Consider the following 9,929-nt stretch of genomic DNA (forward strand, 5'->3'; position numbering starts at 1 on the left):
AAAGAGGAGCACAACGCTTCCCACCGCAAGGTCCGCGCTCGAGTCGAGCATGCCTTCGCGCGGATGAAGACCTGGAAGATCCTCCGCGACTGCCGCCTGAAAGGCGACGGCGTTCACCACGCCATGCTCGGCATCGCCCGCCTGCACAACCTCGTCCTGGCCGGGTAACGCAGAAACCAGCAGGCCACCAGCCACGTCAGAGATCATTTACGGGACAACTCTTAGGGCAGCTCGGACCTGATCGTCGAGCGCGTCCTGCCCGGTGTCCGTGACCTTCACCAGGTTCGGGCGTCGGCCGTTTGCTGGACGCGCCAAGCCGAAGCCGCGGAGCGGCACTACCTTGAGAACGCGGGCGCACCCCCGCCGTTCTGATTGGTCGCCGGGCTGGCCAGTTTCGCAGCTGGCCCGGCTGGCCCTCCCCGCCCTGCCCCCCTCTGTCCTTCCCGCACGGCCGAAAACCCTTCGTGACGGTCTGTGCTTTGACACGCTGTTCGGAGCCGGTCGGATCGTTTTGGGTCGGCTCCGAACAGCAAACCCTTTGGAGAGTGCGTGGACAGTAGGCTCGGCAGCGACGAGTGGGTAGCGGAGAAGAAGCAGCGTGCGAGCGAACGTGCGAAGCGTCCGCTGACTCCATGGCCGGCACTGGACGAAGTCCTCGACATGGAACTCGGCCGCAAACGATTCGCCGTTCTCTCCCTGCCCTGGGAACCGGGCGGCGAGACACCGTTCCACATTGCCCAGCGCGCGGCGAAGAGCGGCGCGAACCCACTCTGCATGTTCCCCAGCTGGTCACCACACTGGGACGGAGCCCTGAACGTACGGCGCCCCGCCGAGCTCCCCGACGAAGTCGACTACGAGAACCTTGCCTTCAAGGGAGGCACGACGGGGATGGTCATCGTCGACCAGTTCTCCCGGCTCCACTGGGGGCAGGCCACGACCCACGCAGCCCGCGAAGAAGCCATCGAGAACGCCAGCCGCAATCTTCTTTCACTTGCCCTGCGGGCGTCCCTGCCCGTCCTCGTGGTACTCCGCAGGACGAAGAACGCAGGCCTGGACATCGCAGACCTGCGCTCCGACGGAGCCCTCGAGTATGACTGCGACGTCTTCGCGATGGTCGACGCCGACCGTCAAACAGCAACCGCCACGCTGAAAGTCGCCAAGAGTAGGTTCGGGCCGACCGGAACTACGACCGTTGCCTGGGAGGCGCTGCCGCGCACCCATTACCAGAACCCTTCAAAGACCGTGCCGCGTCAGCCCTGACCGCGAGATGCATGCTCAGCACACCACCGAAGCACCCAGGGGGGATCATGACCAACACCACCGACCTGCCCGCTGGCCCTGATACCGCGGTTCGCGAGTACGTCCGTGCCCTGCTCCACGCCCGCCTTGCCGACGAGCAGGCCCGGCAAGAACGCATCCGCGCCCTTGAGAAGGCTGGCCACCGGATCGTTGGCGGCGGGCAGACCAGCGGCGGCAGCGACGACGTGCAGACATGGGAGATCACCGACTGGCGCACCGGGGACCTCATCGTGAACGGCACCGGCGACTACACCGCCTACGACGAAGCCACGCAACGCCTCGACCCCGACGGTAAGTGGGTTCACATCGACAGCTTTGCCGAGGACTGGGAGGACGAGGAGGACGGGACCGAGGTGGAGCCCCTCGGGGTCCCCGACAGCCTCGCCGATGCGCTGCAGGACTGGCTGGGCTCGTCCGGCACGCCGGACGAGGACGTAGCGGAGTTCGTCGGGTGGAGCGTGGAGGAAGTCGCCCGGCATCGCACCGCGCGAAGGGCACTGGGTGCTCGATGGAGCAGCCACCCGCATCATCTAGCTGACCGGCCCCGCAGCAGAGGGAACGAATGTCGCCCGCTTCCCCGAGCGGGCGCTTCCGACGTAATGAAGCGGGTCAGGGAGTCGCTTCCTCGTACACCTCGCTGTTGAGGAAGTCTTAAGCCATTCCCTTGATCATGTTTCGGCGGTTGCCCATCCAGCCTTCGCCCGTCAGGTAGTCAGGCGAGAGTGAACCTGGCAGGCACCGTAGCCCCCAGACGCAACCGCTGGGCGGTGGTGGGTGTCCATCAGAGCATGACTGCAGACCCCGCCGAACCTAATTGGCCGTACTGCGGCCGTGGAGCCGACCCTGCCACCGGGAACCCGGTTGGTTGCCGGGGCCGCCGTGTCGACCCGTACACAGAATGCCTGGCACACCTCACAGATAATCAGCGCGACACCTACCTCGCCACCCTTTCGCCAGGCAGCGACCTTGACCACCGAGGCACCGAGCTGGACGTAGACCTTGTGCTCCAGCTCGACTTCGCGGTCCGTGACCCGCTCACTCGGATCGCCAGAATTGGAAACGCCTCGTTCAGCTCGGCCAAATTTACTGGCGGTGCCTGGTTCGCCTCGGCCATATTCACTGGCGAGGCATGGTTCAGATCGGCCACTTTCAACGGCGACGCCCTTTTCAACTCGACCACCTTCAACAGCAAGGCTGGGTTCCAGTCTGTCACCTTCAACGGCGGGGCTTCGTTCCACTCGGCTACCTTCAACGGCGGGGCTTCGTTCCACTCGGCTACCTTCAACGACGAGGCTTCGTTCCACTCGGCTACCTTCAACGACGACGCCCAGTTCATCTCGGCCACCTTCACCCGTGACGCCGACTTCGGAACAGCAGGCTTTGCCAAGCTGGGCAATTTCGTGTGGGCAAACTTCGGCGCCCATGCCAGTTTTGAGGCAGCTACCTTCCACCGCGACGCCTTGTTCAACTCAGCCGTGTTCCAGCAGGCCCACAGGCTGGGACCGTTGACGTGCGCAGGAGCACTGATCCTGTCGTTTACGTCGTTCGAGAGCCCCATCACGGTCGAGGCCTCCGCGCAACGGGTCCTCTGTCGCCGTAGCCGTTGGTCTTCCATAGCCAGCCTGAGACTGCGCTATGCCGAAGTGGGCCTCACTGATGCCGTCTTTGAGTACCCGCTCAGCATCGCGGCCCACGCTGCCCCCTTCGGCTTGCATGCAGGCGGAGAACTGGACGAGAGCCTCCTTACCGGTTCTTCGCCCGCTGTGCGCATGCTGTCCATCCGGGGCGTAGACGCAGCGCATCTGGCACTTACCGATATCGATCTGTCCCAGTGCCTACTTACCGGGGCTATTCACTTGGATCAGCTGCGTCTTGAAGGGCGTGTGCCTTTCGCACCGGTACCACCAGGCGCCCATCGCCGCAGGTGGTGGTTGGTGCGGTTCAGCCCCCGGCGCACCCTGGCCGAGGAGCAGCACTGGCGTGCATCCCAGCCCTCCGTTGTCCCGGGCTGGGATCCTGCACCAGCAAATACCTCTGTCGTGGGACCGGCGCGGCTGGCGCCGGTGTACCGGTCGATCCGGAAAGCGTTCGAGGACGGGAAGAACGAGCCGGGTGCGGCGGACTTCTACTACGGCGAGATGGAGATGCGCCGCGCCGACAAAGAGGAACCACGCGCGGAACGGTGGCTGCTTGCCGTGTACTGGGCGTTGTCCGGGTACGGGCTGCGGGCCACTCGCGCCCTGGGCTGGTTGATCGCGGCGATGGCCGTCACGATCGGCGTGATGATGCTGTGGGGTTTGCCCACGCACGACCCCAAACCAGTATCCACTGGCACTCTGTCCGGCCAGCACATCACCCTCACCACCGAAACCCCCGACCCGGTCAACCCGACAGGCCCGCTCCACGAACGCGTCTCGACAGACCGGTTCGAGAAGAGCCTGCGTGTCGTCGTCAACAGCGTCATCTTCCGCAGCAGCGGGCAAAATCTCACCACCACCGGCACCTACACCGAGATGGTCTCCCGCCTCGCTGAACCCGTCCTCCTCGGCCTTGCCATCCTCGCCATCCGCGGCCGCGTCAAACGGTGAGCCCCGACCTCGAACCGAGCCACTCGACAACCGGCTGCGGCCAGTCTCGATAGCTGCCGACGGGATCCGGCTGGTTATTCGTGCCCCCACGCATCTACGGCACGCCCCCAGGCCTTCAGGTCCGGGGGCGTCAGTCGGCCTCGGTCCAGGGTGGGTCGGGCGTGATGTTTACCGCTCCGCAGTTCCAGCAGTCCCACTCCTCGGGCAACCGGTACTGCTCGGTCCAGAAGCCAGCAGGCTTCCCGTACACCACGCAGTCCGCATCACAGCGCCAGCACTCGAACTCGAAGTTCATGCTGCATCTATATCCCTGGGCGTACGGCCGCCACTCTTCGTAGCACCCGCTCGATACCCAGCTCGAACCGATCTAGGGGTTGGCCGCTCACGGTCGACCCCTAAGGGCTGTCCCGTAAATGATCTCCGAGTCGGTGGGGATGCGGGTGGGTCGTGGGCCGAGGCCAAGAAGGGGCTCGACACGTTCTTGCGCACCTTGGGGGCGGCGCGCGGCTTCACCCAGGTGTGACCGATCGGATACTGCTGCGACAAGACCTTCGACGTGGGCCGAGGCTGATCACCTTGAGCGAATACAACATCTACGCCGGCCACGGGGAGCCGCAGGTCCCTGGGGTCACCCTCGCGGAGACCCTGTGGGCCGACCTCGAAGCGGCCTTCGGCATCGCCGGCCGCCGCCCCTGACCCCGTCGGCACACTCAGTCCCACGGGCAAGCCCTCGTCGGGGAGGTGGCGCAGGCGCCTGGCAGGAGCCGGGCGGTGTAGGCGGTCGTGCGCAGAGCCCAAGGTTCTGGCGAGTGGGGATGCCGGCGCCCCTGCGACACAAGCGTGTCGCAGGGCGGCGCGGCAACCCCAGCCGTTTCCCCATGGGCTCCCGATGTCCCACTGGTTGCCTGCCCGCCCATCGCTCGATCCGGTGATGGCGCCGCACCTGTTGCACGCGCTACCGTCACACGCACCGATGCTGGCCTGCAGGAAGACATCGCACTCCGGCTCGCGCCACATGGTCGGCCCCAGAGAACTCGCTGTGCGTGTGCGGGCGGGGCGTCGGACGGGCTCCTCACGCCTGCGGCGTTTCCCGCAGCGGTGGGGCGGCGAGGCCGGCGAGCATGCGGGTGAAGGCCTGGGCGGCGCGTGCGTCGAGTTCCTCCAGGGGGATGCCGGTGTCGCGGGCGTAGGCCTCGCGGAAGATGGCGTACCCCATCTGGGCCGCGCCGGTCATGATGTGTGCGGCGACGCCGTCAGCGTCCTCGGGCAGTGAGCCGTCGGCCTTGTCGCGTTCCAGGCTCTTCAAGGTCCGCGCGAAGTGGGGCAGCGGACTGAAGTCATCGTCGCCGTCGAGCGCGAGAAGCGCTTCGAGCTTGACCAGTTCGGGTTCGTCGAGGCGGTGCTGGAACATCGCGAGCCGCCGTTCGGCGAAGGGCTGCTCCCAGTGGCCGTCGTGATCCTCGGCCTGGCGCTTGACGAGGTCGGCCGCCGCGGCGCGCAGCAGGGCCTGGCGGGTGCCGAAGTACTGGTAGATCTGCCCGTGGTTGACACCCGCTTCTGCCGCGATCTCGCGGAGGTTGACGCCGGCGAGGACTCCGTCGCGTTCGAGCAGGGTGCGTGCCGCGGCGAGGAGGTCCGCCTCGGTCTCCTCGCGGCTGCGCCGACGACGCCGCGCCTTGCCCGTCGCGCCGGTCCCGCTGTCGGTCATGTGCTGCTCCCCGATCGTCCTGGATCTGCGCGGCCCCAGCCCTTGCCGTGCCGTGGGGGACCACTCTATGGTCCCGCTAACAACGTTTCGTTAATAACGAATCGTGAATAACGTGAACGTTCGAAGGGGCACCCATGTCGACACTTCCACTGGCGGGCATACGCGTCCTGGACCTCTCCACTGTGCTGGCCGCGCCGGTCACCGCGACGTTCCTCGGGGACTTCGGCGCCGAGGTCGTCAAGGTCGAGGATCCCGGCCGCGGCGACTTCACCCGCGGCACCACTCCGGGCGCCCGGTCCCCGTACTGGGCCCAGGAGGCCCGCAACAAGAAGTCCGTCACCCTGGACCTGCGCACGGAGGTCGGGCAGCGGATCGTGCGCCGGCTCGTTCCCCACTTCGACGTCGTGATCACCAACTACCGGCCGCCGACGCTGAAGTCCTGGGGCCTCGACCCGGACACCCTGCGGGAGCTCGCGCCGGACACGGTGCTCGTGTACGTCACGGGGTACGGGCTGACCGGCCCGTACAGCGACCGCGGTTCCTTCGACCGCATCGCCAGCGCGTTCGCCGGCCTGACCCATGTCACCGGCGACGCCGACCGTCCGCCGGTGCGCAGCGGGTACTCGACGATCGACTACATGGCCGCCTACCTGGGTGCGTTCTCGGTGGTTATCGCGCTGTACCACCGAGACACTGCGGACGGCGGCGGGCAGGTGATCGACCTCGCGCTGTACGAGGCCGGGTTCAGGGCCTCCGAGGACGCGCTCGCTTCGTACGCGACGACCGGCAAGGTCCGTGAACGTCTGGGCAACCGCAATCCGCAGATCGTGCCCGCCAGCGACTTCACCACCTGTGACGGGCGCCGCGTGTCGATCCACGCCGGGACGGATGCCCTCTTCGGCCGGCTGGCCGCCGTCATGGGCCAGCCGGAGCTGGCGGCGGATCCCGCGTACGCGACGCGTGCGGCACGGGCGGAACACGCCGACTCCCTGTACGCGGTCATCACCGAGTGGGCCGCCGGGTACGCGGCGGACGAGGTGACGAAGCTGCTGAGCGACGCCGGCATCCCGGCGGCCCCGCTGATGAGCATCGCGGACATCGCCGCCGACCCGCACTACCGCGAGCGCGGCACTCTCGTCACGGTGGACGACCCCGATTTCGGGCCGCTGCCCATGGTCGCGCCGCTGCCGAAGATGTCGAGGACCCCCGGCAGCATCCGCTCCACCGGACCGGCACTCGGAGAGCACAACGACGAGGTCTACACGGGTGTGCTCGGCCTCGGCTCCGACGAGCTCACCTCCCTGCGCGCCGACGGCGTGATCTGACCCTCCCTCGTCCCTTCTTCCCCAGGGAGGTCACGCGCCCATGGCCGTCACCCTGCACACCGCCGCACTCGGGACGCGTCTCGACCGGCTCCCGCTCAGCCCCTTCCACCGCCGCCTGGTCGTCGCCCTAGCCGGGATGATCCTTTTCGAGTGGGTGGAGACCTACGCCTTCGCGTTCGTCGCCCCCGCCCTGCGCGAGCAGTGGGACCTCCCGCTGTCGACCGTCGCCGTCGTGGCCGGGGTCAGTCAGCTCGGCGCCTTCGCCGGGGGCGTGCTCGCCGGCTACCTCGCCGACCGCGTCGGCCGCCGGCGCACGATGCTCGCCTGCGTCACCCTCTACTGCGCCGCCACCGTCGGCTGCGTCCTCGTCCAGGACCCCTGGCAGCTGATCGCCGCCCGCACCGCCACCCACGTCGGTGCCCAGGGCATGGCCGTGGTCGCCATCGTCGTCCTCACCGAGTTCGTCCCCGCCGCCGCGCGGGGACGCCTGCAGACCTACAAGGTGGCGATCGGCTCGCTCGGCATCCCCATCGCCGCCTGGGCCGGCTACTTCCTCGTACCCGCATGGGCCTGGGGCTGGCGTCTCGTCTTCGGCCTCGGCCTGTTCGGCGCCGTCTTCGCCGTACTGATCCACCGCTGGGTCCCGGAGAGCCCGCGCTGGCTCGCCTCCCGGGGCCGGCTCGACGAAGCCGACGCCATCGTGCGCCGGGTCGAGGCCCAGTGCGGTGTCCCACCCCAGACCGGGGCCCGACCCGACGCCGACGTCCCGCCCCAGACCTGCGTCCACCCTCCCGCCGCCGGCACCCGGCCCGCACCTTCCGCGTCAACGGAATCCACCCCCGCCGCATCCCCGGAGCGACCCCGCCTCAGCGAGCTGTGGACCGGCACCCATCGCCGCAACTTCCTGATCGTCACCACGATGTGGGTGACCGGACTACTCGCCTACTCCGCCTACAACACCTGGACACCCACCCTCCTCGCCGAGACCGGTCTCGACCTCGACGACACCCTGCTGCTTTCCGCCGTCCTGGCGACCGCCGCGCCCCTCGGCGCGCTCGCCGCCGTACCCCTCATCGACCGCTGGGACCGGCGCCGCACCCAGCTCGTCCTCGGCGCACTGTCCGCCACCGCGCTGCTGCTGTTCTCGCTCGTCCGCGCCCCCGCGGCCGTACTCGTGCTCGGCTGCCTGGTCAGTCTGCTCTTCCAGATAGCCGTGCCCTTCCTCCAGGTGTACTCCGCGGAGATCTTCCCCACGCGGATCCGCGCGCTCGGCTCCGGCACCTCCAACGCCCTGTCCCGGATCTTCAACTTCGCCGCCCCCCTGCTCGTCGCCGCCATCTACACCGGTGCCGGCTACACGGCGGTCTTCGTCCTGCTCGCCGCGCTCAGCGCCATCGGAGGCCTGGTCGCCGTCCGCTTCGGGCCTCGCACCACCGGCGTCAGCCTCGAAGCCGCCACTTCCTCCTCCCCCTCTCCGACCCGCTAGGAGTCCCCCGCCCATGACCGACCTGTCCTTCGCCTCGGCCACCGAACTCACCGCGCTCATCCGCCGCCGGGAGCTCTCGCCCACCGAGCTCGTCCACCACACACTGGACCGGATCTCCGTCGTCGACGCGGCGATCAACTCCGTGGTCGCCCTCGACGCCGAGCGGGCCCTCAGCGAAGCCGCCGCCCTCGAACAGCGCATCGCCCACGGCGAAAAGCCGGGGCCGCTCGCTGGCCTGCCGATCCTCGTCAAGGACCTCGAAGACGCGGAAGGCTTCCCCACCGCCCGCGGCACCCGCGCCTACCAGGGCCGCCCACCCGCCGCCCACGACAGCATCCACGTCGCACGGCTGCGCGCGGCCGGCGCCCTGGTCATCGGCAAGACGAACACGCCTCCGTTCGGCGCCGCCGTCCACACCACCAACGAAGCGTTCGGCACGACCCGCAACCCCTGGAATCCCGAGCGCACGCCCGGAGGTTCCAGCGGCGGCGCGGCCGCGGCGGTCGCCGCCGGACTCGTCGCGCTGGCCACCGCCGGGGACGGCGGCGGCTCCACCCGCATCCCCGCCGCCCTGTGCGGCATCGTCGGCCTCAAGCCGTCCCGCGGCCGCATCCCCCACGGCCCGGCCCGGATGCCGGTGTGGCCCCAGCATGCCTGCCTGTCCGGCATGGCCCGCACCGTACGGGACACCGCACTGCACCTCGACGTCGCCGCCGGCCACCACCCCGCCGACCCGCACTCGCTGCCCGCGCCCGGCCTCTCGTACCGCGACACCCTCGACAAGCCGCTGCCCGCCTTGCGCATCGGCGTCCTCCGCACACTCGGCATCGCGGCACCCCGCCCCGAGATCCTGCGCGCCCTCGACCACACGGCCGGCCTGCTGCGCGGCCAGGGCCACGACGTCCACGACGACGAGTCGGCCCTGCCCGGCGCCGACGCCTTCCCCGCACCGTTCCAGCTGCGGCAGAAGGTCCTGGCGTACGCCCGCCTCCTCGACGTCCACGACGACTTCGCCACCCGCCGCGACACCTTCGAGCCGTGGTTCGCCGACCTCCTCGACGCAAGCCGCTCCCTCACCCCGGCCGACCTGGCCGCCTACTGGGCCCACCGCGCACGCCTCGATCACTGGGCGGCCGCCCTCTTCGACCGGTACGACCTCCTGCTCCTGCCGACCACCCCCACCACGGCGTGGCCGGCCGAAGGCCCGGACGTGGCCGCGGCCGTGCACGAGCGCGTCCTGCCCATCTCATACACCTCCGTCTTCAACGACACCGGCCACCCAGCCATCAGCATCCCGTCCGGGATCGCCCCGGACGGTCTCCCTCTCGCCGTGCAACTCGTCGCCGCCCACCACCGCGACGACCTCGTCCTCGCCGCCGCACAGACACTCGAGACGACCCTGGGCACCCCGCACCCGCCGATCTCCGGGAGTTACTGAGGTTTTCGGGTTGTCGTCGGGTAGTGACGGTTCATGATCCCTGCGATATGCCGGTGGTATGCGTTATCCGGAGGGTGGGGGCTTG

General features: G+C 68.9%; 9 protein-coding genes. 7 read left to right on the forward strand and 2 right to left on the reverse strand.

Annotated elements, in window-relative coordinates:
- The 4 genes from ACWCXX_RS39505 to ACWCXX_RS39520 form a co-directional block, all read left to right on the forward strand.
- The coding region (locus ACWCXX_RS39505; protein WP_451133525.1) for a transposase at window positions 1-168 on the forward strand (168 nt) is incomplete at its 5' end.
- Between the two features lie 381 nt (window positions 169-549).
- Window positions 550-1,260, forward strand: coding sequence for a DnaB-like helicase C-terminal domain-containing protein (locus ACWCXX_RS39510; RefSeq protein ID WP_451135921.1), 711 nt, complete (start codon window positions 550-552; stop codon window positions 1,258-1,260).
- A 47-nt stretch (window positions 1,261-1,307) separates the two neighbouring features.
- Window positions 1,308-1,943, forward strand: a complete 636-nt coding sequence (locus tag ACWCXX_RS39515; RefSeq protein WP_451135923.1) for a hypothetical protein — start codon at window positions 1,308-1,310, stop codon at window positions 1,941-1,943.
- A gap of 357 nt (window positions 1,944-2,300) precedes the next feature.
- A complete protein-coding gene (locus ACWCXX_RS39520) occupies window positions 2,301-3,887 on the forward strand; it encodes a pentapeptide repeat-containing protein (RefSeq protein WP_451135925.1) in 1,587 nt (528 codons plus the stop codon).
- 130 nt (window positions 3,888-4,017) lie between these two features.
- Here ACWCXX_RS39520 and ACWCXX_RS39525 read toward each other — a convergent pair whose 3' ends face one another.
- On the reverse strand, window positions 4,018-4,182 hold the full coding sequence (locus ACWCXX_RS39525; RefSeq protein WP_451135927.1) for a hypothetical protein: 165 nt from the start codon (window positions 4,180-4,182) through the stop codon (window positions 4,018-4,020).
- Between the two features lie 777 nt (window positions 4,183-4,959).
- Entirely contained in the window at window positions 4,960-5,595 is a 636-nt protein-coding gene (locus tag ACWCXX_RS39530; RefSeq protein WP_451135929.1) for a TetR/AcrR family transcriptional regulator, read from the reverse strand.
- A gap of 134 nt (window positions 5,596-5,729) precedes the next feature.
- On the opposite strand from ACWCXX_RS39530, the gene ACWCXX_RS39535 reads away from it, so the two are divergent.
- The 3 genes from ACWCXX_RS39535 to ACWCXX_RS39545 are packed head-to-tail and all read left to right on the forward strand — an operon-like array spanning window position 5,730 to window position 9,844.
- Window positions 5,730-6,920, forward strand: coding sequence for a CaiB/BaiF CoA transferase family protein (locus ACWCXX_RS39535; RefSeq protein ID WP_451135931.1), 1,191 nt, complete (start codon window positions 5,730-5,732; stop codon window positions 6,918-6,920).
- Window positions 6,921-6,960: 40 nt separating this feature from the next.
- Entirely contained in the window at window positions 6,961-8,406 is a 1,446-nt protein-coding gene (locus ACWCXX_RS39540) for an MFS transporter (protein ID WP_451135933.1), read from the forward strand.
- 13 nt (window positions 8,407-8,419) lie between these two features.
- On the forward strand, window positions 8,420-9,844 hold the full coding sequence (locus tag ACWCXX_RS39545) for an amidase (protein WP_451135935.1): 1,425 nt from the start codon (window positions 8,420-8,422) through the stop codon (window positions 9,842-9,844).
- Window positions 9,845-9,929: the final 85 nt, after the last annotated feature.

The sequence above is a fragment of the Streptomyces sp. NPDC001732 genome, from assembly GCF_053596315.1.

What these genes read in the sequence shown, in the direction of transcription:
- ACWCXX_RS39525 (WP_451135927.1), bottom strand. Translation starts at nt 4,182, where the DNA reads ATGAACTTCGAGTTCGAGTGCTGGCGCTGTGATGCGGACTGCGTGGTG.
- ACWCXX_RS39535 (WP_451135931.1), top strand. Translation starts at nt 5,730, where the DNA reads ATGTCGACACTTCCACTGGCGGGCATACGCGTCCTGGACCTCTCCACT.
- ACWCXX_RS39545 (WP_451135935.1), top strand. Translation starts at nt 8,420, where the DNA reads ATGACCGACCTGTCCTTCGCCTCGGCCACCGAACTCACCGCGCTCATC.
- ACWCXX_RS39515 (WP_451135923.1), top strand. Translation starts at nt 1,308, where the DNA reads ATGACCAACACCACCGACCTGCCCGCTGGCCCTGATACCGCGGTTCGC.
- ACWCXX_RS39530 (WP_451135929.1), bottom strand. Translation starts at nt 5,595, where the DNA reads ATGACCGACAGCGGGACCGGCGCGACGGGCAAGGCGCGGCGTCGTCGG.
- ACWCXX_RS39540 (WP_451135933.1), top strand. Translation starts at nt 6,961, where the DNA reads ATGGCCGTCACCCTGCACACCGCCGCACTCGGGACGCGTCTCGACCGG.